This window comes from Mycobacterium sp. PO1 (assembly GCF_017312405.1).
Lineage (GTDB): Bacteria > Actinomycetota > Actinomycetes > Mycobacteriales > Mycobacteriaceae > Mycobacterium.
This window is the reverse complement of the sequence record NZ_BLTG01000021.1, coordinates 1-25,627: the sequence shown is the minus strand read 5'-3', so window position 1 is coordinate 25,627 and position 25,627 is coordinate 1. Positions and strand designations below refer to the sequence as shown.

The following is a 25,627-nucleotide window of genomic DNA, read 5'->3' as shown; positions in this document are numbered from 1 at the left end:
GACAGAAACGAGCGCCCGGGGGATGAGCGCGTCGCCGCTGTTCGAACCGTCGCGTAACCGCTCCTCGTTACTGATCACGGTGACCGGGCGCGACCAGCCGGGCGTCACATCGGCATTGTTCGAAGTGCTGTCCCGGCACGGTGTGGACCTGTTGAACGTCGAGCAGGTCGTGATCCGGGGACGACTGACGCTGGGGGTGCTCGTTGCGGCGGCCGCGGAGGTTGCCGCAGGAGCAGAGTTCCCGGCCGAGGTCGAGGCCGCGATCCACGGCGTCGGTCTCGAGGTCAGCATCGAACGCAGCGACGATCTGCCCGTGATGCAGGAACCCTCGACTCACACGATCGTGGTGCTGGGCCGCCCGATCACGGCCCAATCGTTCGGGGTGGTGGCCCGCGAGGCCGCCGCGCTGGGGGTCAACATCGACTTCATCCGGGGGGTGTCGGACTACCCGGTCACCGGCCTGGAGCTGAGGGTGTCGGTGCCCGCCGGGGTGTACGGGGAGTTGCAGGCAGTCCTGGCCCGCGTGGCAGTCGCCGAGAGCGTCGACATCGCCGTCGAGGACTACAGCCTGTCGCGGCGGGCCAAGCGGCTGATCGTGTTCGACGTCGACTCGACCTTGATCCAGGGCGAGGTCATCGAGATGCTCGCCGCGCACGCCGGGGCCGAGGCGGCGGTCGCGCAGGTGACCGAAGCGGCGATGCGCGGTGAGATCGACTTCGCCGAGTCGCTGCACCGACGGGTCGCCACGCTGGCCGGGTTACCGGCCGGGGTGCTCGACGAGGTGGCCGAGCAGATCGAGCTGACACCCGGGGCGCGGACCACGCTGCGCACGCTGCGCCGGCTCGGCTATCACTGCGGAATCGTCTCCGGTGGTTTCCGGCAGGTGATCGAGCCGCTGGCGCACGAGCTGATGATGGACTTCGTCGCGGCCAACGAGCTGGAGATCGTCGACGGCAAGCTCACCGGCCGGGTGATCGGCGCCGTCGTGGACCGTCCGGGCAAGGCCAAGGCGCTGCGGGACTTCGCTCAGCAGGCCGGGGTGCCGATGGAGCAGACGGTGGCCGTCGGCGACGGCGCCAACGACATCGACATGTTGGCCGCCGCCGGGCTCGGGGTGGCCTTCAACGCCAAACCGGCGCTGCGCGAGGTCGCCGATGCCTCGCTGAGCCACCCCTACCTCGACACCGTCCTGTTCGTGCTGGGCGTCACCCGGGGCGAGATCGAGGCCGCCGACGCGTTGGACGGCGTCGTACGCCGGGTGGAGATCCCCGAGTAGGGCTTCACACCACGACGGCGGTCGGCTCGGGTACGGCCATCCCCGTGACGCTGCGCCAAGCGCGGGCGAGCAGTTCGATCGCTTCGACGAGTTTCGGCTCCGGCAGCGTGTACGGCACCCGGATGAACCGTTCCAGGGTTCCGTCGACACCGAAACGCGGCCCGGGCGGGATCTCCAACCCGATCCGTGACGCAGCCGCCGACAGGGCCGAGCTCATCGGCGCCGGCAGCCGCACCCACACCGACATGCCGCCCTTGCCGGGGGCCGGCTGCCAGTCGGGCAGATGCTGGGCCAGCAGCTCGAGCAGCAGCGCCCGGCGGGCCCGCAGGATCTCCCGGCGCTCCGGTAGCACCTCGGCTTCGTCGGCCAACAGCCTTGCCGCCGCCAGCTGCTCCACGATCGCGGTACCCATGTCGATGGCTGGCCGCAGCGCTGCGATCGTCGGCAGCACGCTGCGTTCGGCCCTGATCCAGCCGATCCGCAGGCCGCCCCAGAACGACTTGGACATCGAGCCCACGGTCAGCAGCAGATCCCGGCGTTGGGTCATCATCGTGCCGAACGGCGGCGGTACCTGCTCGTCGAGCCACATGTCGGTGATGGTCTCGTCGATGATGGTGCGGGTGCGCGTCTCGCTGATGATGTGCGCCAACCTTTTCCGGCCGGGCTCGGGCAGCGTCATCCCCGTCGGGTTCTGGTTGTCCGGAATCAGGTAGGCCAGATCCGGCGCCAGCTGGCGGACTGCGGCCTCGACGGCGTCGAGTTCCCACCCGTCGGCCGTCATCGCCACCGGCACCGGACGCAGACCGCGGTTGGCGATCGCCGACAGCGCTCCGTGGTAGGTGGGCTGCTCGACGAGCACCCGATCCGCGGGCTGGGTGAAGGCGGCCAGGATCAGATTGATGGCGTGCAGAGCGCCGGTGGTCACCATGATCTCGTCGGGATCAGTGGGAAGTCCACGGGCGCAGTATCGTTCGGCGATCGCGACACGCAGCGGCGCTACGCCGAGCAGCTCGATCCCGATGTCGTGCAGGTACGGGCTCACCTGTTCGGCGGCCTCGGCGAAAGCTCGTGCCACCACGGTGGCCGGCGCGGCAAAGCTGGCGGCGGCCAGGTTCGCGGTCGCCGCCGCGGGGATGGCCGGTGCAGCGGGGGAGACCGGCAGGGCTGTGGTGCTGCGCGCGCCGCGGCGGGCGTTGAGGTAACCGTCGTCGCGCAGTTGCGTGTAGGCCGCGGTGACGGTCGTGCGCGAGACGCGCAGCGCATCGGCCAGTGCTCGCTCGCTGGGGAGTCGGGCACCGACCGGCACCCTGCCGTCGACGATCAGCAGCCGGACGGCGTCGGCGAGGCCGTGATAGGCCGGGCCACTTCGATTGGCCGTCCGCCAATTCCCCAGTTCGCGAACCAAGAGGTCCACATCGAGCTTTCGCGCCGCCACTGAGCCAGTCATCAGGGCCAGTATTGCCGAACTGGCTATTGATAGACAAGCCAGTTGCTCGAAATCATGGCCACATGACCCACTGGATATCTCGGTTGGCGCACCGGCTGGCCGATCTGTACTACCCGCCCACCGCGTACAGCGACGAACGCGACGCCGACGCCCGCAGGATGCGCAGCGAACTCGACGCGATCCGGATGCACTTCCCCGATCACGCCTGATCTGCCGGCCCGATCGGAGCGCAGGGCGCGTTCGTTTATTCGAACGATGAGCGCGGTGAGAGCGGTGAGGACGTTCACGCGCCGGCGCCGGCGGCTGGGGGACCCCCGCCTGACTACGATGGGCGGGTGCCTGTCGACCGCTCCGATGATGACGCCGAAGCCGCCGACCCCGACCTGCTGATCGACTTCGCCAAGATCACGCTGCGGCGTGGCGGGCGAACGCTCGTCGGCCCGGTGACCTGGTCGGTGGAACTCGATGAGCGCTGGGTGGTGGTCGGACCCAACGGTGCGGGCAAGACCTCACTGCTGCGCATCGCGGCGGCGATGGAACATCCGTCCTCGGGCATCGCCTATGTGCTCGGCGAACGTCTCGGCCGCGTCGACATGTCCGAGCTGCGCTCGCGGGTCGGTCTCAGCAGCGCCGCGCTGTCCCAGCGGGTCCCCGACGACGAAGTCGTCCGCGACCTGGTGGTCTCGGCCGGCTACGCCGTGCTGGGCCGGTGGCGTGAGCAGTACGACGAGATGGACTACGAGCAGGCCATCGACATGCTCGAAAGCGTCGGCGCCGAGCATCTGGCCGACCGCACGTACGGCACGCTGAGCGAAGGTGAACGCAAGCGGGTGCTGATCGCGCGGTCGCTGATGACCGATCCGGAGTTGTTGCTGCTCGACGAGCCCGCGGCTGGTCTGGATCTGGGTGGGCGCGAAGAGTTGGTCGCGAGGCTGTCCGACCTGGCCGACGACCCCGATGCGCCCGCCCTGGTGCTGGTGACCCACCACGTCGAGGAGATCCCGCCGGGATTCACCCACTGCCTGATCCTGGCCGAGGGCGAGGTGGTGGACTCCGGGTTGCTGCCCGACGTGCTCACGGCGGAGAACTTGTCGAAGGCGTTCGGCCAGTCGATCGCGCTGGACTACATCGACGGGCGCTACTTCGCGCGGCGCACCCGCACGCGCGCCGCGCACAGGAGGCGGATGTGACCATGACCGACGAGCCCCTGCCGGCGCGGCCGGCTGCGACCGTGATGTTGATTCGGGACGGCAAGAGCCCGCTCGAGGTCTTCTTGATGCGTCGTCATTCGGCGATGGAGTTCGTCGCCGGCGTGATGGTGTTTCCCGGCGGGGGAGTCGACGACCGGGACCGCACCGCCGACGTCGCCTGGCACGGTCCGGACCGGCAGTGGTGGGCCGAGCGGTTCGGAGTGGACCCCGACCTCGCCTCGGCTCTGGTGTGCGCGGCGGCACGCGAGACCTTCGAGGAGTGCGGGGTGCTGTTCGCCGGGGCTGCCGACGATCCCGACCTGCTGGTCGACGACGCATCGGTATACCGGGAGCAGCGGGCAGCGCTGGAGAACAAGTCGCTGTCGTTCGCCGAGTTCCTGCGCTCGGAGAACCTGATGCTGCGAGCCGACCTGCTGCGTCCATGGGCGAACTGGGTGACCCCGAAAGAGGAGCGCACCCGCCGCTACGACACCTACTTCTTCGTCGGAGCACTGCCTGAAGGCCAGCGTGCTGACGGCGACAACACCGAAACCGACAAGGCCGACTGGGTCACGCCGCAGGCCGCCCTCGACGACTTCGCCGAGGGACGCAGCTTCCTGCTGCCGCCGACCTGGACGCAGCTGGATGCTCTCGACGGGCGCACGGTCCCCGAGGTGCTGGCCGTGGAGCGGCAGATCGTGGCCATCGAGCCGACGCTGGCCGCCCAGGAGGGCGGCAACTGGGAGATCGAGTTCTTCAACAGTGAGCGCTACAACGCGGTCCGCAACCGCCGCGCACCGCAGGGCTACACCGACGGAGCACCGCTCGCGTGAGCGAGTTCGTCGACGTCGTGGTCGCCGACCTTGCCGACCATGCTGCGCCGGAGAGTCGGGACGGCGATTCCGCGCCGCGGCTGGCGACTCTTCTGTTGTCCCGACCACCGACCAATGCGCTGACCCGGCAGGTGTATCGGGAGATCACCGAGGCCGCCGCCGCCTTGGACGCGCGCGACGACATCGCCGCGGTCATTCTCTTCGGCGGCCACGAGATCTTCTGCGCCGGCGATGACATGCCCGAGCGGGCCACCCTCAGTGCTGACGAGGCCGAGGCAGGCGCCCGCCTCGGCGCCCAGGCCGTCGATGCGGTCAGCGCGCTGACCAAGCCGACCGTCGCCGCCATCACCGGCTACGCGCTCGGGGCGGGACTGACCCTGGCGCTGGCCACTGACTGGCGCATCAGCGGCGACAACGGCAAGTTCGGCGCCACGGAGATCCTCGCCGGGTTGGCGCCCGCCGGTGACGGCGCCGTCCGGCTCGCCGACACGATCGGGTCCAGCAAGGCCAGGGACCTGGTTTTCAGCGGCCGCTTCGTCGATGCTCGCGAGGCCCTCGAACTCGGCCTGATCGACCAGCTGGTGGCGCCAGACACCGTCTACGACGCCGCCGTGGCGTGGGCCGGCCGGTTCCTGGACTATCCGCCCTCGGCCCTGGCCGCCGCGAAGGCCGCTTTCGGCGTGGCCACCGCCGGGCGGTAGACGGTTCGGGCGGGCACCCCGCCAACAGTTAGGCTGCCCTGCATGACGGAAACGAAGGACCCCGGCGTCCCGGCTCCGACGCCGTACGCGACGCAGGAGCAGGTCGAAGCCGCGATGCACGATTCCAAGCTCGCCCAGGTGCTCTACCACGACTGGGAGGCCGAGACCTACGACGACAAATGGTCGATCTCCTACGACCAGCGCTGCGTCGACTATGCGCGCGGTCGCTTCGACGCCGCCGTACCCGAAGAGGCCCAGCGGCAGTTGCCCTACGACCGGGCCCTGGAGCTGGGCTGCGGTACCGGGTTCTTCCTGCTGAACCTGATCCAGGCCGGGGTGGCACGGCGCGGATCGGTGACCGATCTCTCGCCCGGCATGGTCAAGGTGGCCACCCGCAACGGGCAATCGCTCGGTCTGGACGTCGACGGTCGGGTCGCCGACGCCGAGGGCATCCCCTATGACGACGACACCTTCGACCTGGTGGTCGGGCACGCGGTGCTGCACCACATCCCCGACGTCGAGCTGTCGCTGCGGGAGGTGGTGCGCGTGCTCAAGCCCGGCGGGCGGTTCGTGTTCGCCGGCGAACCGACGACAACAGGCAACCGGTACGCCCGTGAGCTCTCGACGCTGACCTGGCGGGTCGCGACCAACGTCACCAAGCTGCCGTTCCTGGCCGATTGGCGACGCCCGCAGGCCGAGCTCGACGAGTCGTCGCGCGCCGCAGCCCTGGAGGCGGTCGTCGACCTGCACACCTTCGATCCCGCCGACCTCGAACGGATGGCCGCCAACGCCGGCGCCGTCGAGATCCGCACCGCCAGTGAGGAGTTCACCGCGGCAATGCTGGGGTGGCCGATCCGCACCTTCGAGGCGGCCGTGCCTCCGGGGCGGCTGGGCTGGGGCTGGGCCAAATTCGCGTTCGGCAGCTGGACCAGGTTGTCGTGGGTGGACGCCAACGTGTGGCGCCACGTCGTTCCGAAGGGCTGGTTCTACAACGTCATGGTGACCGGGGTCAAACCGTCGTAGCGTTTCGCCTCGACGATGTGGCCTACCTGCGCAGCGCGGAGGGACGCGCGGCGCTGGACGAGGTCGCCGGATATCAGCTCACCGACGCTTCGCTGATCGCCGAAATCAGCTCTGCCCGAGCGCGATTCGGTGATCAAGCCGGTGTGCTGGTGGAAACGGTACGGCTGCGCCGGCGGGCGTCGGTGAAGCTCCGCAACGCCGGGGGCTGGTTGTTCACCGACGAGGCGCTGCAGCAGGCCACCGCGACACCGGTGGCCGAGCACCGGGCCCGCCGGTTGGCCGGCGCCGTCGTGCACGATGTGACCTGCTCGGTCGGCACCGAGCTTGCGGCACTGCGTGATACGGCGCAGCTGGTGGTCGGCAGCGACCTCGATGCGGTACGGCTCGCGATGGCCGAGCACAACCTGGGGTTGCGCGGTGATCCGGTGTTGCTGTGCCGGGCCGACGCGCTGCGTCCGGTCACCGCCGACGCGGTCGTGGTCGCCGACCCGGCACGGCGCAGTGGCACCCGCCGCCGATTCGATCCGCGCGGCTATCTGCCGCCGCTCGACGACCTCATCGGCGTTCTCGCAGGCCGTGAGTACGTCGTGAAGTGCGCTCCCGGAATCGATTTCGATGCGGTGCGGCGACTGGGCTTCGACGGGGAGGTCGAGGTGGCGTCGTGGTCGGGGAGCGTGCGTGAAGCGTGCCTGTGGTCGCGCGGGCTGTCGCCGCGGGGCGTGCGCCGCCGCGCGTCGGTGCTCGACACCGGCGAACAGTTCACCGACGGCGAGCCCGACGACTGCGCGGTGCGGCCCGCGGGCACCTGGATCGTCGACCCCGACGGTGCCGTGGTGCGGGCCGGGCTGGTGCGCCAGTACGCGGTCCGGCACGGGCTGTGGCAACTCGACGCCGACATCGCCTATCTGTCCGGGGACCGGTTACCCGCAGGGGTACGCGGTTTCGAGGTGCTCGACACGCTGCCTTATCACGAGCGGCGGCTGCGGCAGGCGCTGTCGGACCGCGGCGTTGGTGCCGTCGAGATCCTGGTACGGGGGCTGGACGTCGACCCGGATGTCCTGCGGTCCCGGCTGCGGCTGCGCGGCTCGTCACAGGCCACGGTGATCTTGACCCGGCTCGGATCCGGGCGTGCCGGGCGGGCAACGGCATTCATATGCCGTCCGTCACGTTGACCGGGCACGTACCCTGGCATCAACTCCGCCGGGGACCGATCCGGCGCCGATCACGAGGACATCCGACGTTGCGCAATCTTGCCGCCGCCCTCTTTGCCGCCGGTGTGGCCACCGTTCTGGCGAGCGCCCCCGTCGCCGCCGCCCAGTCGGCCTGCGCGGAGCTCGGTGGATCGGTCGACGACGAGCAGACGTGCCGGGTGCACGTCTCCAACCCGACCTACACGCTGGATTTCACGTTCCCCGCCGACTACCCCGACCAGCAGGCGATCACCGACTACCTGCGTCAGACCCGGGACGGGTTCGTCAACGTCTCCGACATGCCCGGCTCGTGGAACCTGCCCTACGTGCTCGACGCCCGCGGAACCGACTACCGCTCCGGTGCTCCGGAGGACACCGACGCCGATGCCGCGACACCGCAGCCGGCACCGCCGGCTGACGAGGCCGGTACCCGCAGCGTGGTGTTCGAGGTGTACGAGAACGTCGGCGGTGCGCACCCCCAGACCTGGTACAAGTCCTTCAACTGGAATCTCGAGGCCGACGCGCCACTGACCTTCGACACATTGTTCCGGCCGGACACCCGGCCGCTGGACGTGATCTTCCCGATCGTGCAGGCCGATGTGGCGCGTCAGCTGGGCGTCGACGCCCCGATCGCCCCCGCCGACGGCCTGGATCCAGCCAAGTACCAGCAGTTCGCGCTCACCGACGAGGAGTTGATCTTCTTCTTCGGTCAGGGCGAGATCATGGCCGGCGCCGGCGGCGCGCTGCGGGCCACGGTTCCCCGCAGCGCGATCGCCGACATGCTGGCCTGAGGGCTCACTCCGGTGCGGCCGCCGAACGCTGCTTGTCTTTGCCGGTGGCCGGGTCGTAGTTCTCCCAGAACGTCGCGTTCTTGATGCCGAGGGCGATCGGGTCGAACATCGGGTCCAGGCCCTGCTTCTTCTGCTTCTCGTAGTCCCACAGCGCCTTGTACGCGGGCTGCTGCAGGATCAGGATGCCGACGATGTTCAGCCAGGCCATCAGCCCGACGCCGATGTCGCCCAGCGTCCACGCATCCGCGGCGGTGGAGACCGCGCCGATGGTGACCGACACCAGGATCAGCGCCTGCAGCAGCATCGTCGTGTTCGAGCCGACCGTGCCGCGGAGGAAGGGGACATTGATCGTCGCGGCCTTGCCCAGCAGGAAACGCAGGTTCGTCTCCGCCATGTAGTAGTAGGCGATGATCGTGGTGATGCAGAAGAACGCCAGTGAGATCGCGATGAAGCTGGCTCCGGCTCCGTTCCACAACGTGTCGAAGCCGGTCTGCGCGAACGCCGGGCCCACCTCGACGCCCTCCGGCAGGATGCCGCCCTCGGCGATCACCGCGCCGTCGGAGCTCTCACCCTCGAACACGCGGTAGGCCCCGGTCGACAGGATCAGGAACCCGGTCGCCGAGCAGATGAACAGCGTGTCGACGTAGACGGCGAAGGCCTGCACGAGGCCCTGCTTGGCCGGATGGGACACCTCGGCGGCGGCCGCAGCGTGCGGCCCGGTGCCCTGGCCCGCCTCATTGGAGTAGATGCCGCGCTTGACGCCCCACATCACCGCGACCCCGAGGATGGCGCCGAACGCGGAGTCGATGCCGAACGCGCTGGAGAAGATCAGCGAGATGATCGACGGGATCTCACTGGCGTTCATCAGCACGATGATCAGCGCCAACACGATGTAGACCACCGCCATGAACGGCACCACGATGGAGGCGAACGTTGCGATGCGTTTGACGCCACCGATGATGACGAAGGCCAGCACGATGACGGTGCCGACGGCCACCCACCACTCGCCCCAGCCCCAGGCGATGTTCATGGCCGAGGCCATCGAGTTGGACTGCACGCTGGGCAGCAGCAGGCCCATGGCCAGCATGGTCACCGCTGCGAAGACGTAGCCGTAGATCTTCATCGGGACCGCCGCCGCCGTGTTGGCGAACGCCTGGCTGAAGTAGTACGCGGGGCCGCCGCGGTACTCACCGGTCAGCTTGTCGCGGTCTTTGTAGATCTGGCCGAGCGTGCACTCGACGAACGACGTCGACGCCCCGAGGAACGCGACCACCCACATCCAGAACAGGGCGCCGGGCCCGCCGAACGCGATGGCCGTCGCGACGCCGGCGATGTTGCCGGTGCCGACCCGGCCGGCCAGCGAGATCGTCAGCGCCTGGAAGCTCGAGACACCCGACGGCGACTTCTCTCCTTTGAGCATGAGCCGGACCATTTCCGGGATCTGGCGTACCTGCACAAATCGGGACCGGATGGAGAAGTACACACCAGCGGCCAGACAGAGATAGACCAGCGTCTCGTGCCATACGAGACCGCTGACCGTTCCGAGGAATTCCGACACCTGCGTCCCCTTGTTCGTTTTCCGGGCATGTTGGAGTGATCTGAGTGTGCACTCTTACACCGGTTCGAAAGATCGGTATTACCTGACTGTGACGCTGGTGTTAGCGCGACCAGCGGATTCCGGAACAGATTCAGGCGGGAGCGAAGCCGAACACGCGGCCGTCGCTGGTGGCGGTGACCAGGCGACCGTCATGGCCGACCGAAACCCCGACCGGCCATCCACTGCCCCCGGGCAGTTCGTAGCGGTTGATGGTGTGACCGTCGCCCAGGTCGAACACGGCCAGTGCCATGCCCGTGTCGTCGTCGCCCTCTGCGGCGCCGTCGGAGACCACGGTGTAGCCGACGCCGGCGAGGCTCGAGGTGGACAGCGGCGTGATGTCGTCGCGACGCCAGATCTCCTCGCCCTCCTCGGCGGTGTCGCGGATCGCGACCAGCTGCGCCCCCGGGCCTCCACCGGCCACGACCAGACCGCTGGGGGTCACCGACGGCGGCGTCTGCGCCAGGTAATCCAGCGGGACCGACCACTTCGCGGTGCCGTCGTCGCTGTTGATGGCCCACAGCCGCTCGTCGCGGCCGTTGACGTAGACCGTCGATCCGTCGGCGGACATGACCGGGCTGGCCAGCGGCCCGCCGCCCACGGCGTCGCTGGTCCATTCGCGGCTCAACAGCGGGGTCTGGCCGGGGCGGTAGCGCAGCCCGATGAGCACGGGCGCGTCGGCACCCGGCTCCCACAGCGGCGCCACCACCAGACCTGCGGCCTCCGAGAATGCCGGCGCGGCGGCCACCGGGCAGTCCGGTCCGCCGCTGCGGCAGTCGTCGAGACCGCGGAAGGAGTCCCGCGGGTCCAGGCCGGCGACCAGATCCAGCGAGGTGCCCACGACGGTCCCGCGCTGGGCGTCGAAGACCAGCACCTGCCCCAGATGGGTGAGCACCAGCAGGCGCCCGGGCGACAGGAATCGCATCGTCATCGGCATGCCGATCACCGGTGTGCGCCAGCGCACCCACTGCGTCGTCGGAAACGACTGCACCAACCCCGGTTGACCCATGTAGACGTTGTCGAAGCCGTCGAGGAGGGGGCTGGCGAAACCGCCGCCCTGGACCAGCCGCGTGCACCAGCGCTGCCTGGCCCGGTTGTCGTTCTCCCACACCATCAGCGAACAGCCCGCGGCGGTCTGCCCGTTGACCGCGAGGTAGTGATCCGAGCCGAGGGCGACCTGCGCGGCGACCTCGCCCTTGACCGAGCGGATCCAATCCAGCCGCAGCTCATCGGGACCGGCGCTCGCGGAGTAGCTGCTGTTCTCGGCGGTCGCGTACTGCGCGGCCCATCCGGTGGCGGCTCGCGCGAGCACCCAGTCGTCGGTGTCACCACAGCCGGCGCACGCACCGGCGATCAGCACTGTCGTGGCCAATACGAGGATTCGCCGCAGCACGTAATTCCTTTACTGGTCGACGGGCGCGGGGGTACCGGTGTCGTTGTTCCGCGCCCACGTGAGGGTAACCGTTGGGCCCCTGTGGGCTCGCGTAGGCTTTGCGGCCATGACGACGATGTGGGGTGCGCCGCTGCACAAGCGCTGGCGGGGCTCGCGTCTGCGAGATCCGCGTCAAGCGCAGTTCCTCACACTGGCCTCCCTGAAGTGGGTGCTGGCAAACCGCGCCTACACCCCGTGGTACCTGGTGCGGTACTGGCGGCTGCTGAAGTTCAAGCTGGCCAACCCGCACATCATCACCCGTGGCATGGTGTTCCTGGGCAAGGGTGTGGAGATCCAAGCCACCCCCGAGCTGTCCCAGATGGAGATCGGCCGCTGGGTGCACATCGGAGACGGCAACACGCTGCGCTGCCACGAGGGGTCCCTGCGCATCGGGGACAAGGTCGTGCTCGGCTGCAACAACGTGATCAACACCTATCTCGACATCGAACTGGGCGATTCGGTGCTGATGGCCGACTGGTGCTACGTCGTCGACTTCGACCACAAGATGGACAACATCGAACTGCCGATCAAGGATCAGGGCATCGTCAAGGCCCCGGTGCGTATCGGGCCGGACACGTGGGTGGCCGCGAAGGTCAGCGTGCTGCGCGGCACCTCGGTCGGCCGCGGGTGCGTGCTGGGCGCCCACGCCGTGGTCAAGGGCGAGATCGCGGACTTCTCGATCGCGGTGGGGGCGCCGGCGAAGGTGGTCAAGAACCGCAAGCTGTCCTGGGAGACCTCGGCGGCGCAACGCGCCGAACTGGCCGCGGCGCTGGCCGACATCGAACGCAAGAAGGCCTCCCGCTGAGGTGGGTTTGCTGCTGATGCTGCGCCCCGCCGACGGGGATGACAGCATTTCGGCATGGCCCTAGCCAACCCGCAGAACATCGCCTATCCCGCCACCGGAGCCCACCCCTTCCGCCACGACGAGCCGCCGCTGGCCCCGTTCGTGATCGTGCTGTTCGGCGCCACCGGGGATCTGGCGCGCCGCAAGCTGCTGCCCGGCATCGCCTACCTGGAGCAGTCGTCGCTGACACCCGACATCCGGTTGGTGGGCACGTCACTCGAGGACTACACCGACGACGAGTTCCGGGCGTTGGCCCGCGAGGCGGTCGACTCGTTCGGCAACCGCCCCCTCACCGACGAACAGTGGAGTCAGTTCGCCGAGAAGGTGACCTATGTTCCGCAGGGCGAAGGGCCCGAGGCGCTGGCCGCGGCCGTCACGCGTGGTGAACGAGAACTCGGCGACGGGGTGCAGCGCCTGCACTACCTGTCGGTGCCGCCCAAGGCCGCCGAAGCGGTGATCACGATGCTCGAGGAGGCCGACCTGGTCGAGCGGTCGCGGGTGGTGATGGAGAAGCCGTTCGGCACCGACCTGGACAGCGCGGTGCGGCTCAACGCCTTCGTGCACGAGACCTTCGACGAGTCCCAGATCTTTCGTATCGATCACTTCCTGGGTAAGGAAGCCGCGCAGAACATCCTGGCGTTCCGGTTCGCCAACGGGCTGTTCGAGCCGATCTGGAACCGCAACTTCATCGATCACATCCAGATCGACATTCCCGAAACGCTCGGTCTGGATGCGCGCGCGAACTTCTACGAGAGCACCGGCGCCTTCAAGGACATGGTGGTCACGCATCTGTTCCAGGTGATGGCATTCGTGGTGATGGAACCGCCGACCGCTCTGGAGCCGCGGGCGATCAGCGAGGAGAAGAACAAGGTCTTCCGCTCGATGCTGCCGATCGATGTCCGGAAGGTGGTGCGCGGCCAGTACACCGGCTACCGCGAGGAGGACGGGGTCGCCCGCGACTCGGACACCGAGACGTTCGTCGCGCTCGAGGTGGGCATCGACAATTGGCGCTGGGCCGGGGTCCCGGTGTATCTGCGTACCGGAAAGAAGATGGCCGAAGGCCAGCGGATCGTGTCGATCGCGTTCAAGGAGGCGCCGCGAACCATGTTCCCGGCGGGCTCGGGCGTCGGTGCGCAGGGCCCGGATCATCTGACGTTCGATCTGGCGGATTCGTCGAAGATCTCGCTGTCGTTCTACGGCAAGCGCCCGGGCCCCGGCATGAAGCTGGAGAAGCTGTCGATGCAGTTCTCCACGCAGGAAACCGAATACGTCGACGACGTACTGGAGGCCTACGAGCGACTGATCCTGGACGCGATGCGCGGGGATCACACACTGTTCACCACGGCGCAGGGCATCGAGTCGCTGTGGGAACGGTCGGCCCCGCTGCTGGTCGACCCGCCGCCGGTGAAGATGTATCAGCCTGGGACGTGGGGGCCCAACGCGATTCACCAGCTCATCGCTCCGCACGCCTGGCGATTGCCGTTCGAGCGGGTGTGGCGGGAGAAGAAATCCTGATCGCTCAGCGGTCGGGCAGGGCGCGTTCGGCGATCGGGTGCCGCGGCTGCGGGCTGCGTTCGCCGCGCTTGGCGCCCAGATAGACCTGTGCGGTGGCCGCGGCCACGGTGTGCCAGGCGAATTCGGCGGTCAGTCGATCGCGGGCGGCATTCGCGCGCCGCTGGGCGGCGTCGGCGTCGTCGAGCAACACACGTACCGCAGCGGCCAGTGCCGCGACGTCCCCGGGTGGATGGGAGAGTCCGGTCTGCCCGTCGATCACCGCCTCGCCGAGCCCGCCGGCGGTCGACGTGACCAGCGGTGCTCCTGCGGCCGCCGCTTCGAGGGCGACGATGCCGAACGGCTCGTAGTGCGACGGCAGCACCGCGGCGTCGGCTCGGTGGAGCAGCCGCAGCAGTCCTTCATGGTCAACGCGCCCAACGAAGTTCGTCGCCTTGAGTACCTTGTGTCGGCGGGCCTGCTCGGTCAGGAAACCCAGTTGGGTGCCGTCACCGGCGACGGTCAACGTGGTGCCGGGATGGGTGCGCCGGATCCGGGGCAACGCGGCGATCGCGTCGTGCACGCCCTTCTCGTACTCCAGCCGGCCGAAGTAGAGCAGTTCCGGCGGGCCCGTCTGCGGGCGCCGGGATGCGAACGGCCATCCGTCGGTGTCGATGCCGTTGGGGATGACCGCCACCTCGGCCAGATCGGGACCGAACAGGGCGGTGATCTCGTCACGCATCGAGGCCGAACAGGCGATCAGGGAATCGGACTCGTGCACAAGCCAACGCTCCAGGGCGTGCACCTGTCGACTGACCGGCCCGGAGACCCAGCCCGAGTGCCGGCCGGCTTCGGTGGCGTGGATCGTGGAAACCAAAGGTGCATCGAAGAACTGGGCCAAGGCGACGGCCGGGTGCGCGACCAGCCAGTCGTGGGCGTGCACGACGTCGGGCCGCCAGTCACCCAGGGCGATCCCGGCCCGGATCATCGCGTGGCCCATCGCCAACGTCCAGGCCATCATGTCGGTACCGAACGCGAATTCGTGCGGATCCTCGGCGGCGGCGATCACCCGCACGCCGTCGGCGACCTCGTCGGTGGTCGGGTGGCTGTGCGGGTCGGTGGCGGTCGGTCGCCGGCTCAGCACGACGACGTCGTGTCCCGCAGCAGCCAGTTCGGTGGCCAGATGGTGCACGTGACGGCCCAGCCCGCCGATGACCACCGGCGGGTACTCCCAGGAGACGAGCAGGACCTTCATCGTCACGGGCCCGGGAGCCTGCGCGCGTCCAGCGCACCGAACAGCCCGTCGGCACGGTTCCAGCCCTCGGCCAGGCGGGCGGCCTGCTCGAGGCGGCCGGCGGCTTGCGCGGCGGCGATCTCCCGGGTGGCGTGGGCGTGCAGGTGGGCCCGGTAGCGGGCGTAATCGGCGGCGGAGTCCTTGCTGACCATGAAGGGCCAGTCGCTGGAGACCGTCAACAGCGTCTCGCGCAGAATCTGGTCGGCGACGGTGTGCCGCGGCGTCGGTGAGCCCGGCAGCGCGGTCTGGGCGAGCGCTTTGTCGACGGTGCTCAGCGCGGTGTCGACGACCTCGCTGTTGAGCTGGACGAGATCGGCGACCTTGTCGCCGGCCCACACCTGCCAGTCCTTGCCCGAGCCCCACGAGCTGGGGGGCAGATCCACCGGCGTGCCGACGTACCCGTCGGCGACCGCATCGGCCAGAGTGCCGACCCGGATGCCGGCGGCCGGCAGGGCGCGCAGCACCCGTTCCAGCCAGACCGGCCCCTCGTACCACCAGTGCCCGAACAGTTCGGTGTCGAAGGCGGCGATCACGTGTGCGGGCCGGCCGATGCGCGCCGATTCGGCGGTGAGCCGTCGGCGCACCGTGTCGACGAAGTCGGCGACGTGGCCGTCGACGGCGGCTTCGGCGCGATCCGGGTCGTAGGGCGCCTTGTCCTGCGAGGGGATGTTGCGTCCCGTCACGCGGGCCGGTTTGAGGCCGGTGGCGTGGTCGTAGGTGTGGAAGTCGCGGTAGGCGGCGTGGCCGGGGTACCCCGAGCGCGGTGACCACACGCGGTAGCTGACCTGCAGATCCCGTCCGAATGCGACGACGTCGGTGTCGCCGACCGGGCGCCCCAGCGCAGTGTCGCCGTGTAGCGAGGGCCCGTCGACCATGAAGTGGCCGACGCCGGCGCCCGCGTAGTCGGTCTCCATCCCCGGCGCGTAGGCGCATTCCGGCGCCCAAATCCCGGCGGGGCGGTGCGCGTAGCGTTGCGCGGCGTCGGCCAGGCCTTCGCGCAGCGCGAACTCGCGCAGGCGCGGGTTGAGCAGGGGCTGGAACGGGTGCGCCAGCGGCCCGCCCAGCAGCTCGATGACCTGGCCGTCGATCAGCTCGCGCAGCACCGGGCTGGCGCCGTGGCGCCACAGCGTCTCGAACTCGTCGAGCTCGCGGTCGGCTTCGCGGCATTCGCGGGCGCCGAACCGGCGCAGCGCCGGCGGCGCCGAGTAGGACGCCGGCGGCGCCGAGGACGGGGTCGGAGACGCCGAGGACGGGGCAGGTCCGGTCGCGCCGCGCATGGTCGCCGCCTCCAGGGCGCGCAGCCGCCAGTTCGCCAGCCAGTGATGCATGCCCTGCAGGCAGTACGGGTCGTCGAGCTGGGCGGCCACCACCGGGGTGACGCCCAATGTGACCAGGTGGCGGCGGTTCTCGGCGGCCAGCGTGCGCAGCACCCGCACCAACGGCAGGTAGGCCGCCGACCATGACTGGTAGAGCCACTCCTCACCGACCGGCCAGCGGCCGTGGTGTGCCAGCCAGGGCAGGTGGGTGTGCAGGACCAGGGTGAACAGTCCCGGGACTGGTTCGGGCCTCGGTTCGGTCATGCCCGCACCGCGATCGCCACCAGATCCAGGCTGTCGTCGATGTGCCGCTGCGGACCGCCGGCCTCGAGGTCGAAGTCGTCGACGGTGATCGACTCGATGTCGGCCAGCAGCTCGGGTGACCACGGTGCGTCGGCCACGGCGCGGGTGATCTGCGCGTCGATGATCGATCCGCCGTGTCGTGCGTCGAGGGCGGCGAGTCGTGCCGCGTGGTAAACCCCCAGCATCGACTCCAGGACGAAGCCTCCCGACTCGAGCAATTCGGTCAGTTCGGCGGCGTTGAGTTCGCGGGTGTGGAACGGGTTCACCGGGGTGTCGCGGCCGGGGGAGAAGGTGACGCGGTTGGGGGTCGACATCAGCAGCAGGCCGCCCGGTCGCAGCACCCGATGGCATTCGGTGACGAAGCGGTGCTGGTCCCACAGGTGTTCGATCACCTGGAAGTTGACCACGACGTCGACGGAGCCCGGCGCCAGCGGCAGATCGGCCAGGTTGCCCTGGCGCATGTCGACGCGGGGGTACCGAACGCGGACATGATCGACGGCCGACTGGTCGTAGTCCAGGCCGATCACCTGGTTCGCGACGTCGGTGATCAAATCCGCACCGTAACCTTCACCGCACCCGGCTTCGAGGACGTCGCGGCCGCGGCAGCGCTCGGCCAGCCGTCGGTAGACGACCTCGTGTCGGCGGAACCAGTAGTTCTCCTCCGCCACCCCGGGCACGGTCCGCTCGCCCGTCAGCGGCAGCTGAGCAGCACCGGGAGTGCTGCGGGGCGGATCGCCGGCGGGGCCGTCGGTAAGTGATGCGCTCATCTGGACCATCTTCTCTTCGGGCAAGCCCTCATCGGGGGCAGGCTAACGCGTAACCCTGCAATGGCGAACTGTTCGTCGCGTCTGCACCTGCCCGACGGCCTCATCGAGCACAAACTTCGACCAGCTATGGTGATCCTGAGAGCCACAATAAGTTACCCGCGGGTAACATGGTGGTGATTGCTTACAACGTGGTATTGCAGGCCGGTCTCCGGCCTCTTCGAGGAGGACGAACCAGAGTCATGACGAACATCGTGGTCCTGATCAAACAGGTGCCTGACACGTGGTCCGAGCGCAAGCTGTCCGAGGATGACTGGACCCTGGACCGTGAGGCTGCCGACGCCGTGCTCGACGAGATCAACGAGCGCGCCGTCGAAGAGGCGCTGCTGATCAAAGAGAAAGAAGGCGGTGACAGCACCGTGACGGTGCTGACCGCCGGTCCCGAGCGTGCCACCGAGGCCATCCGCAAGGCTCTGTCGATGGGCGCCGACAAGGCCGTGCACCTCGTCGACGAGGGCATGAGCGGCTCGGACATGGTGCAGACCGGCTGGGCGCTGGCCCGCGCGCTGGGCACCATCGAGGGCACCGAACTGGTCATCGCCGGCAACGAGGCCACCGACGGCACCGGCGGCGCCGTGCCGGCGATCATCGCCGAGTACCTCGGCCTGCCGCAGCTGACCCACGTGCGCAAGCTGACCGTGGAGAACGGCAAGGTCACCGGCGAGCGCGAGACCGACGAGGGCGTGTTCACGCTCGAGGCGTCGTTGCCGGCCGTCGTCAGCGTCAACGAGAAGATCAACGAGCCCCGCTTCCCCTCCTTCAAGGGCATCATGGCCGCCAAGAAGAAGGAAGTGACCACGCTGACGCTGGCCGAGATCGGTGTCGAGGCCGACGAGGTCGGCGTGGCGAACGCCGGGTCGAAGGTGCTGTCGTCGACTCCGAAGCCGCCGAAGACCGCTGGCGAGAAGGTCACCGACGAGGGCGAGGGCGGTTCCAAGATCGCCGAGTACCTGGTGGCGCAGAAGATCATCTAGCAGAGCATTCGAACTTTCATCCCCCTGACAGACATAGAGGTAGACGAAACCCATGGCTGAAGTACTCGTGCTCGTGGAGCACGCCGACGGTGAGCTGAAGAAGGTCACCGGTGAACTGATCACCGCCGCCCGCGTGCTGGGCGAGCCCTCCGCCGTCGTGGTGGGCAAGCCGGGCACCGCCGACGGCCTGACCGACGGCCTGAAGGCTGCCGGTGCCGCCAAGATCTACGTCGCCGAATCCGACGACGCCGAGAATTACCTGATCACGCCGTACGTCGACGTGCTGGCGTCGCTCGCGGAGTCGGCCACGCCGGCGGCCGTGCTGCTGTCGTCGAATGCTGACGGCAAGGAGATCGCCGGCCGGCTGGCCGCGCGGATCGGGGCGGGCATCCTCAGCGACGTCGTCGACGTCAAAGAGGGCGGCAAGGCCATCCATTCCATCTTCGGTGGCGCCTACACCGTCGAGGCCGAGTCCGTCGGTGACACCCCGGTGATCACCGTGCGTCCGGGTTCGATCGACGCCGAGCCCGCAGAGGGCGCCGGCGAGGTCGTCACCGTCGAGGTCCCGGCGCCCGCCGAGAACGCGACGAAGATCACGTCTCGCGAGCCCGCCGTGGCGGGCGACCGTCCGGAGCTCACCGAGGCGACCGTCGTCGTCTCCGGTGGACGCGGCGTCGGCAGCGAAGAGAACTTCAAGGTCGTCGAGGAGCTGGCCGATTCGCTCGGCGGCGCCGTCGGCGCCTCGCGTGCCGCGGTCGACTCCGGCTACTACCCGGGCCAGTTCCAGGTGGGCCAGACCGGCAAGACCGTGTCCCCGCAGCTGTACATCGCGCTCGGCATCTCCGGCGCCATCCAGCACCGCGCCGGCATGCAGACCTCGAAGACGATCATCGCGGTCAACAAGGACGAGGAAGCCCCGATCTTCGAGATCGCCGATCTGGGCATCGTCGGCGACCTGTTCAAGGTGACCCCGCAGCTGACCGAGAAGGTCAAAGCCCGCAAGGGCTGATCCTCCGCTGCCCAGGCAGCCGTCAGGACCCCCGTCTCCATTCGGAGGCGGGGGTCCTTTCATCGCTCTTCTGCCGGGTTCTCCTGCCGGCACGCACACCCCGAACCGTCACTTGGCGCTCACGAACACGTCACGCACCGATTGCCGTCGCGCCCGACGGCTGCGCGACCGTGCTGGCTATGAGCACTGCTTCTGTACTCATCTCGTCCGACGAATCGACGCCGAGCGGGGACTCGTCCGCTCATCCGCGGTACTCGATGCTGCTGTGCACCGACGCCGAGTCCATCGAAGCCGCGCAACGCCTGCGCTATGACGTGTTCACCTCCGAACCCGGGTTCACGCTCACCGCCGACAGCGGAGGCCTTGATGCCGACCGCTTCGACGAGCACTGCGACCACCTGCTGGTTCGTGACGACCACTCCGGCGAGTTGGTCGGGTGCTACCGCATGCTGCCCCCGCCCGGTGCGATCGCCGCGGGCGGGCTGTACACCGCCACCGAGTTCGACGTCTCGGCGCTGGATCCGCTGCGGCCGTCGCTGGTCGAGATGGGCCGCGCCGTGGTCCGGGAGGGGCACCGCAACGGCGCGGTGGTGCTGCTGATGTGGGCGGGGATCCTGGCCTACCTGGACCGCTGCGGCTACGACTACGTCACCGGTTGCGTGTCGGTTCCCGTCACCGACCCGGATGGGGTCTGCCCGCCCGGGAGCCAGCTGCGGGGCGTCCGGGATTTCGTCAGGCGCCGGCACGCCGCTCCGGCCGAGTACACCGTGCGCCCGTACCGCCCGGTGGTGCTCGACGGGCGCGGCCTCGACGACATCGAGGCGCCTGCGCGGGTGTCGGTGCCGCCACTGATGCGCGGCTATCTGCGCCTCGGCGCGCAGGTGTGCGGCGAGCCCGCGCATGACCCCGAGTTCGGTGTCGGGGACTTCCCGGCCCTGCTGGACAAACGCCGCGCCGACACCCGCTACCTGACACGGCTGCGATCGGTCGGCGCCGCGGCGGTGGCAGTGGGTGAGTCCGCGTGACGCTCGCGACGGAGCACGCCTGGCTGCAGCGCGCCAGCTGCGGCGCCGGATGTGTGCACGCCGGCGCCGACGACCCGGGTCGTCGCTGGATCGTGGTATGCCGCACCGCGCTGCGCACCGCGGCGGCACTGACACTGTTCTGCGGGGTATGGCTGCTGGCCGTGCCGATGCCCGGTCGCGCACACGTGCAACGCGGCTACTGCCGGATGATGCTGCGCACCCTCGGGGTGCGCATGCAGGTGTCCGGCGGCCCCATCCGCAACGTGCCGGGCGTGCTCGTGGTCAGCGGCCACGTGTCCTGGCTGGACATCTTCACCATCGGCACCGTGCTGCCCGGCTCGTACGTGGCCCGCGCCGACCTGGTCGACTGGCCGGCGCTGGGTCCGGTCGTGCGGCTGATGAAGATCATCCCGATCGACCGTGCGCGCCTACGCAGGTTGCCTGCGGTGGTGGCCGCGGTTGCTGAGCGGCTTCGGGCCGGCCACACCGTCATCGCATTCCCGGAAGGCACCACCTGGTGCGGGCTGGGTTACGGTCGATTCCGGCCCGCGATGTTCCAGGCTGCCGTCGACGCCGGCAGGCCGGTGCAGCCGCTTCGGCTCAGTTACCGGCACCGCGACGGCAGGCCGTCCACCGTTCCGGCGTTCGTCGGCGACGACTCGCTGCTGACGTCGGTGCGGCGGGTGATCACCGCCCGGCGCACCATCTGCCACATCCATGTCGAGTCGCTGCAACTGCCCGGTACGGACCGACGGGATCTGGCTGCCCGCTGCGAGGCCGCCGTGCGCGTTCAGGCGAACCGTACTGCGCTGGTCGCGCCCACCGACTGCGGCGAGGGTCACGCGCTGGTGGCGTGAGCGCGGTGCGGTCGGTCCAGCCGCGACGGCTATGGTGGAACGGTTATGTCTGTGCCAGGCCCGGTCTATCTCGACCACGCCGCCACCACCCCGATGCGCCCCGAGGCCATCGAGGCCATGACGGCTGTGCTGGCTTCCGTCGGCAACGCATCCTCGCTGCACGGAGCGGGGCGGGTGGCCCGCCGGCGCCTCGAGGAGGCGCGCGAATCGCTGGCCAAGGTGCTGGGCGCGCGCCCGTCTGAGGTGATCTTCACCGCAGGCGGCACGGAGAGCGACAACCTCGCCGTCAAGGGCATCTTCTGGGCGCGCCGCGACGCCGATCCGCGTCGAACCCGGATCGTCACCACCGCGGTCGAGCATCACGCCGTCCTCGATGCGGTCGAGTGGCTCGTGGAGCACGAGGGCGCCGAGGTGACGTGGTTGCCGGTCGACCAGCAGGGTGCGGTCAGTGCCGCCGACCTGCGAACCGCGCTGGAGGACCCCAGCGATGTCGCCCTCGTCTCGGTGATGTGGGCCAACAACGAGGTCGGCACCCTCATGCCGATCAGGGAGCTCACCGCGGTCGCCGCCGAGTTCGACATCCCGGTGCACAGTGACGCCATTCAGGCGGTCGGTCACATCCCGGTGGACTTCTCAGCCAGCGGGCTCGCGGCGATGAGCGTCGCCGCGCACAAGTTCGGCGGCCCCACCGGGGTCGGTGCGCTGCTGCTGCGCCGCGATGCCGCGTGCGTGCCCCAGCTGCACGGGGGCGGGCAGGAACGCGATGTGCGATCCGGCACGCAGGACGTCGCGGGCGCGGTGGCGATGGCCGTGGCGGCGCTGGACGCCGTGCAGAACATGGAGTCGACCAGCGCCCGGGTGCGGGCGCTGCGGGACCGGCTCATCGACGGCGTGCTGTCCGCGATCGACGACGTCGACGTCAACGGCGCCCATCCGGAATCGGGCAGGCTGCCGGGCAACGCGCACTTCACGTTCCGCGGCTGTGAAGGTGACTCGCTGCTGATGTTGCTGGATGCCAAGGGCATCGAGTGTTCCACGGGATCGGCGTGCACCGCCGGCGTGGCCCAGCCGTCGCACGTGCTGCTGGCCATGGGAGCGGATCCGGCCAGCGCCCGCGGGTCGCTGCGACTGTCGTTGGGCCACACCAGCACCGAGTCCGACGTCGACGCAGTGCTTGCCGTTCTGCCCGCCGCGGTGGAACGCGCACGGCAGGCGGCGCTGGCCAGTTCCGGCGGGCGGGCCTAGCGATGCGGGTTCTGGTCGCGATGAGCGGCGGAGTGGATTCATCTGTCGCTGCCGCGCGGATGGTCGACGCCGGCCACGAGGTGGTCGGGGTGCACCTGGCGCTGTCTACGGCCCCCGGCACGCTGCGCACGGGGTCGCGCGGATGCTGCTCGAAGGAGGACGCCGGCGACGCCCGGCGGGTCGCCGACGTGCTCGGTATCCCGTTCTACGTCTGGGACTTCGCCGACCGCTTCAAAGAAGACGTCATCGACGACTTCGTCGACTCCTACGCCCGCGGTGAGACGCCCAACCCGTGCGTGCGCTGCAACGAGCGGATCAAGTTCTCCGCGTTGGCCTCTCGCGCTCTCGCGCTGGGCTTCGACGCGCTGGCCACGGGCCACTATGCGCGACTGTCGGAGGGCCGGTTGCGCCGCGCCGTGGATCCCGAGAAGGACCAGTCCTACGTGTTGGCCGTGCTGACCGCCGATCAGCTAGCGCACGCCATGTTCCCGATCGGTGACACAGCCAAGGCGCAGATCCGCCAGGAGGCCGCGCGACGGGGACTGGCTGTGGCAGAGAAGGCCGACAGCCACGACATCTGCTTCATCCCGTCGGGCGATACCCAGGCGTTTCTCGGTGCCCGGATCGGCGTGCGGCGCGGCAGCGTAGTCGACTCCAGCGGCGCGGTGCTCGCCGAGCACGACGGCGTGCACGGGTTCACCATCGGGCAGCGCAAGGGTCTCGGCATCGCCGGCCCCGGCCCCGACGGTCGACCCAGGTACGTGACCGGAATCGACGCCGCCACCGCCACGGTGCAGGTCGGCGATGTGGCCGACCTCGACGTGCACACTCTCTACGGTGAGGCCCCGGTGTTCACCTCCGGGGTCGCCCCTCGAGGCCCGCTCGAGTGCGAGGTGCAGGTGCGCGCGCACGGCGGGATCACCGGCGCGGTCGCCGAATTACGCGACGGCGAACTCGTCGTCGAGCTGCGCAGCCCGCTGCGCGGCGTGGCGCCCGGGCAGACCGCGGTCTTGTACCGTCCCGACCCCGCCGGCGACGAGGTGCTCGGCAGCGCCACCATCCGGGCGGCGCACTAGCCCGGCACGTTGGCGAGGATGTTGGTCATCACGATGTCGGGCACTGAGTCCGGAAACGCGCAGAACGTGACCTCCACCAGCACCGCCGACTTGATCCGATAGTCGCGGCCGCAGTCTCCGGGCCTGGTGTGCACCGAATCCGTGGTGCCGGCGAACTCGCCGACGAGCTGCCGGCCCGCCCGGCTCTGATCGCAGCCGCGGATGCGTTCGACCAGGCCGTCGAACGCGGCTCGCGCGGTCGGCACATCGCGATACCCGGCGGCGGCCTGGCTGATCACACCGCCGCGGCGGGGGCTCTGGTAGGTGGACTTCGTGAACTCCTCGATGTCGGGTCCGAAGACCTGCGTTTCGGCGAACACCCATTGGCATTGCTGCGGAACGGAATCGAGCATCAGATCGATGTCCACCGGTGTCTTGCTCTGCATTCCGGGGATCGCGGTCAGGTTTTCGCCTGCCCCGGTGATGGCCTGCAACTCGGCTCGATCGAGCAGCACGGTGTCGACGTCGACCGGAGAGCGCGAGTCCTCGTCGATGGTGGGGGCGGTCCGCAGCGCGGTCCCTGAGACCGTCTGGGTGCACGCGGCAACCGGCACCGCCGCGAGCGCCACCGCCAACAGCGTGGACACGCAGAACCGGGCCGTCATGTCATGACACTAGCGGTGTCGATATCGTCGGGCGAGTGAGTGTTTTCGCGACCGCAACCGGCACGGGCTCCTGGCCGGGATCGGCGCCCCGGGAAGCCGCCGAGATCGTCGTGGGGGAGCTGCCCGGGCTGCCGCATCTGGTGGAGTTACCGGCCCGCGGGGTGGGGGCCGACCTGATCGGTCGCGCCGGCGCCTTGCTGGTCGACATCGCTCTGGACACGGTGCCCCGCGGATACCGGATCGCCACCGGACGCCGGGCCGCCACACGCCGGGCGGTCAGCCTGCTCGACGAAGACATCGACGCACTCGAAGAGGCCTGGGAGAAGGCGGGCCTACGGGGGTCCGACCGAACGGTGAAGGTGCAGGCGCCCGGTCCGGTCACGCTGGCCGCGCATCTGGAACTGCCGAACGGGCACCGGGCCATCACCGATGTGGGAGCGGTGCGCGATCTGGCTGTGTCGCTCGCCGAGGGGGTGTCCGCCCATCGCGCACAGGTGTCGCGCCGACTGCAGACCCCGGTGGTCGTGCAGTTCGACGAGCCGTCACTGCCGGCTGCGATGGCCGGGAGACTGTCCGGGGTGACCAGTCTGGCGCCCGTGCATCCCGTCGACGAGGCGATGGTGGGCGGTCTTCTCGATGACTGCGTCGCGGTAGTCGGCGGTGACGTGGCCCTGCACAGCTGCGCGGAGGGACTTCCGTGGCCGTTGCTGCAGCGCAGCAGCATCGCCGCAGTGTCGGTCGACATCGCCACCCTGACCCCAGCCGACCTGGACGGCATCGGCGAGTTCCTGGAGTCGGGGCGCACCGTGTTGCTGGGCGCGGTTCCGAGCATCCAGCCCACCACGCGACCGGGGACCGGGCACGTCGCGGCGTCAGTCGCGTCGGTGACCGACCGACTCGGTTTCGCTCGCGTGGTCTTGAAGGACCGCATCGGGGTGACCCCGGCGTGCGGCCTGGCCGCGGCGACGCCCGCCTGGGCGCGCGGCGCGATCGAGCTTTCCCAGCGGGTCGCCGACGCAATGGCCGAGGACCCGGAAGGTATTTGAGCCAACCCCTCAGAAGGGTGGTGGTTCGTAGGTGGCGGCGAGCCAGGCTTGGTGTTGGCGTTGGTGTTCGGTGTTGATGTCGAGGCGTTGGCGTCGTTCGTGGTGGATGCGGGCGCGGCGGTCCTGGTCGCGGGTGGTGCGGCGTGTGGGCATCATCATGCTGCGGTGGGGCGTTGCCGGTTCGGCGCCGGCGCAGGCGCCG

At 69.5% G+C, this 25,627-nt stretch carries 24 protein-coding genes and 1 pseudogene; 17 read left to right on the top strand and 8 right to left on the bottom strand.

What is annotated here, in order from left to right; genetic code table 11:
- The first annotated feature begins 22 nt into the window (after nucleotides 1-22).
- On the top strand, nucleotides 23-1,276 hold the full coding sequence (gene serB / locus J3476_RS09925) for a phosphoserine phosphatase SerB (protein ID WP_207066322.1): 1,254 nt from the start codon (nucleotides 23-25) through the stop codon (nucleotides 1,274-1,276).
- 4 nt (nucleotides 1,277-1,280) lie between these two features.
- On the opposite strand, the gene J3476_RS09920 is transcribed toward serB, so the two are convergent.
- Nucleotides 1,281-2,723: a PLP-dependent aminotransferase family protein gene (locus tag J3476_RS09920; RefSeq protein ID WP_207066321.1), complete on the bottom strand. Its 1,443-nt coding sequence runs from the start codon at nucleotides 2,721-2,723 to the stop codon at nucleotides 1,281-1,283.
- A 62-nt stretch (nucleotides 2,724-2,785) separates the two neighbouring features.
- On the opposite strand from J3476_RS09920, the gene J3476_RS09915 reads away from it, so the two are divergent.
- From J3476_RS09915 to J3476_RS09885, 7 genes are all read left to right on the top strand, one after another.
- Nucleotides 2,786-2,932 (top strand): hypothetical protein, encoded by a 147-nt coding sequence (locus J3476_RS09915; RefSeq protein WP_207066419.1) that lies wholly within the window; start codon nucleotides 2,786-2,788, stop codon nucleotides 2,930-2,932.
- A 126-nt stretch (nucleotides 2,933-3,058) separates the two neighbouring features.
- Nucleotides 3,059-3,913 carry an ABC transporter ATP-binding protein gene (locus tag J3476_RS09910; RefSeq protein ID WP_163673973.1) on the top strand — a complete coding sequence of 285 codons (855 nt, stop codon included), beginning with the start codon at nucleotides 3,059-3,061 and terminating at the stop codon, nucleotides 3,911-3,913.
- 2 nt (nucleotides 3,914-3,915) lie between these two features.
- The gene (locus J3476_RS09905) at nucleotides 3,916-4,746 is read left to right on the top strand and encodes an NUDIX hydrolase (protein ID WP_207066320.1); all 831 of its coding nucleotides are present in this window, start codon (nucleotides 3,916-3,918) and stop codon (nucleotides 4,744-4,746) included.
- Nucleotides 4,743-5,447: an enoyl-CoA hydratase gene (locus J3476_RS09900; protein ID WP_207066319.1), complete on the top strand. Its 705-nt coding sequence runs from the start codon at nucleotides 4,743-4,745 to the stop codon at nucleotides 5,445-5,447. Before J3476_RS09905 ends, J3476_RS09900 begins: the two co-directional genes overlap by 4 nt.
- 42 nt (nucleotides 5,448-5,489) lie before the next feature.
- Nucleotides 5,490-6,470, top strand: coding sequence for a class I SAM-dependent methyltransferase (locus tag J3476_RS09895; protein ID WP_207066318.1), 981 nt, complete (start codon nucleotides 5,490-5,492; stop codon nucleotides 6,468-6,470).
- Nucleotides 6,404-7,642: a class I SAM-dependent methyltransferase gene (locus J3476_RS09890; protein ID WP_207066317.1), complete on the top strand. Its 1,239-nt coding sequence runs from the start codon at nucleotides 6,404-6,406 to the stop codon at nucleotides 7,640-7,642. The genes J3476_RS09895 and J3476_RS09890 overlap by 67 nt, the downstream gene beginning before the upstream one ends.
- 68 nt (nucleotides 7,643-7,710) lie before the next feature.
- Nucleotides 7,711-8,451 (top strand): esterase, encoded by a 741-nt coding sequence (locus tag J3476_RS09885; protein WP_286182841.1) that lies wholly within the window; start codon nucleotides 7,711-7,713, stop codon nucleotides 8,449-8,451.
- Nucleotides 8,452-8,455: 4 nt separating this feature from the next.
- On the opposite strand, the gene J3476_RS09880 is transcribed toward J3476_RS09885, so the two are convergent.
- On the bottom strand, nucleotides 8,456-10,009 hold the full coding sequence (locus J3476_RS09880) for a sodium:alanine symporter family protein (protein ID WP_207066315.1): 1,554 nt from the start codon (nucleotides 10,007-10,009) through the stop codon (nucleotides 8,456-8,458).
- Nucleotides 10,010-10,139: 130 nt separating this feature from the next.
- Nucleotides 10,140-11,438: a PQQ-binding-like beta-propeller repeat protein gene (locus J3476_RS09875; protein ID WP_207066314.1), complete on the bottom strand. Its 1,299-nt coding sequence runs from the start codon at nucleotides 11,436-11,438 to the stop codon at nucleotides 10,140-10,142.
- Between the two features lie 106 nt (nucleotides 11,439-11,544).
- Here J3476_RS09875 and J3476_RS09870 point away from each other — a divergent pair, with 106 nt between their 5' ends.
- A complete protein-coding gene (locus J3476_RS09870) occupies nucleotides 11,545-12,282 on the top strand; it encodes an acyltransferase (protein WP_152516539.1) in 738 nt (245 codons plus the stop codon).
- 54 nt (nucleotides 12,283-12,336) lie between these two features.
- Nucleotides 12,337-13,836 (top strand): glucose-6-phosphate dehydrogenase, encoded by a 1,500-nt coding sequence (gene zwf, locus J3476_RS09865; protein ID WP_207066313.1) that lies wholly within the window; start codon nucleotides 12,337-12,339, stop codon nucleotides 13,834-13,836.
- Between the two features lie 4 nt (nucleotides 13,837-13,840).
- Here zwf and J3476_RS09860 read toward each other — a convergent pair whose 3' ends face one another.
- Genes J3476_RS09860 through J3476_RS09850 form a run of 3 tightly spaced genes read right to left on the bottom strand, consistent with a single transcriptional unit; the run spans nucleotide 13,841 to nucleotide 17,492 of the window.
- Complete coding sequence (locus J3476_RS09860; protein WP_207066411.1) at nucleotides 13,841-15,067, bottom strand: glycosyltransferase family 4 protein; 1,227 nt, start codon at nucleotides 15,065-15,067, stop codon at nucleotides 13,841-13,843.
- A gap of 2 nt (nucleotides 15,068-15,069) precedes the next feature.
- Entirely contained in the window at nucleotides 15,070-16,686 is a 1,617-nt protein-coding gene (locus J3476_RS09855) for a glycoside hydrolase family 57 protein (protein WP_207066312.1), read from the bottom strand.
- Nucleotides 16,683-17,492 carry a class I SAM-dependent methyltransferase gene (locus J3476_RS09850; protein ID WP_207066311.1) on the bottom strand — a complete coding sequence of 270 codons (810 nt, stop codon included), beginning with the start codon at nucleotides 17,490-17,492 and terminating at the stop codon, nucleotides 16,683-16,685. Before J3476_RS09850 ends, J3476_RS09855 begins: the two co-directional genes overlap by 4 nt.
- A 239-nt stretch (nucleotides 17,493-17,731) precedes the next feature.
- Between J3476_RS09850 and J3476_RS09845 the strand changes: the two genes are divergently transcribed.
- From J3476_RS09845 to mnmA, 6 genes are all read left to right on the top strand, one after another.
- Nucleotides 17,732-18,523, top strand: coding sequence for an electron transfer flavoprotein subunit beta/FixA family protein (locus tag J3476_RS09845; protein WP_207066310.1), 792 nt, complete (start codon nucleotides 17,732-17,734; stop codon nucleotides 18,521-18,523).
- 52 nt (nucleotides 18,524-18,575) lie between these two features.
- Nucleotides 18,576-19,532, top strand: a complete 957-nt coding sequence (locus J3476_RS09840; protein WP_207066309.1) for an electron transfer flavoprotein subunit alpha/FixB family protein — start codon at nucleotides 18,576-18,578, stop codon at nucleotides 19,530-19,532.
- Nucleotides 19,533-19,711: 179 nt separating this feature from the next.
- Complete coding sequence (locus tag J3476_RS09835) at nucleotides 19,712-20,557, top strand: GNAT family N-acyltransferase (RefSeq protein WP_207066308.1); 846 nt, start codon at nucleotides 19,712-19,714, stop codon at nucleotides 20,555-20,557.
- Entirely contained in the window at nucleotides 20,554-21,414 is an 861-nt protein-coding gene (locus tag J3476_RS09830) for a 1-acyl-sn-glycerol-3-phosphate acyltransferase (protein ID WP_207066307.1), read from the top strand. Before J3476_RS09835 ends, J3476_RS09830 begins: the two co-directional genes overlap by 4 nt.
- A gap of 45 nt (nucleotides 21,415-21,459) precedes the next feature.
- The gene (locus tag J3476_RS09825; RefSeq protein WP_207066306.1) at nucleotides 21,460-22,659 is read left to right on the top strand and encodes a cysteine desulfurase family protein; all 1,200 of its coding nucleotides are present in this window, start codon (nucleotides 21,460-21,462) and stop codon (nucleotides 22,657-22,659) included.
- 2 nt (nucleotides 22,660-22,661) lie between these two features.
- On the top strand, nucleotides 22,662-23,735 hold the full coding sequence (gene mnmA, locus J3476_RS09820) for a tRNA 2-thiouridine(34) synthase MnmA (protein ID WP_207066305.1): 1,074 nt from the start codon (nucleotides 22,662-22,664) through the stop codon (nucleotides 23,733-23,735).
- On the opposite strand, the gene J3476_RS09815 is transcribed toward mnmA, so the two are convergent.
- The gene (locus J3476_RS09815) at nucleotides 23,732-24,379 is read right to left on the bottom strand and encodes a sensor domain-containing protein (protein ID WP_207066304.1); all 648 of its coding nucleotides are present in this window, start codon (nucleotides 24,377-24,379) and stop codon (nucleotides 23,732-23,734) included. The two genes, mnmA and J3476_RS09815, sit on opposite strands and share 4 nt — an antisense overlap.
- Nucleotides 24,380-24,414: 35 nt before the next feature.
- Between J3476_RS09815 and J3476_RS09810 the strand changes: the two genes are divergently transcribed.
- A complete protein-coding gene (locus J3476_RS09810) occupies nucleotides 24,415-25,425 on the top strand; it encodes a methionine synthase (RefSeq protein WP_207066303.1) in 1,011 nt (336 codons plus the stop codon).
- A gap of 9 nt (nucleotides 25,426-25,434) precedes the next feature.
- Here the strand turns inward: J3476_RS09810 and J3476_RS09805 are convergent.
- Nucleotides 25,435-25,627 (bottom strand): annotated as a pseudogene (locus J3476_RS09805) (HNH endonuclease); the annotation flags it as partial.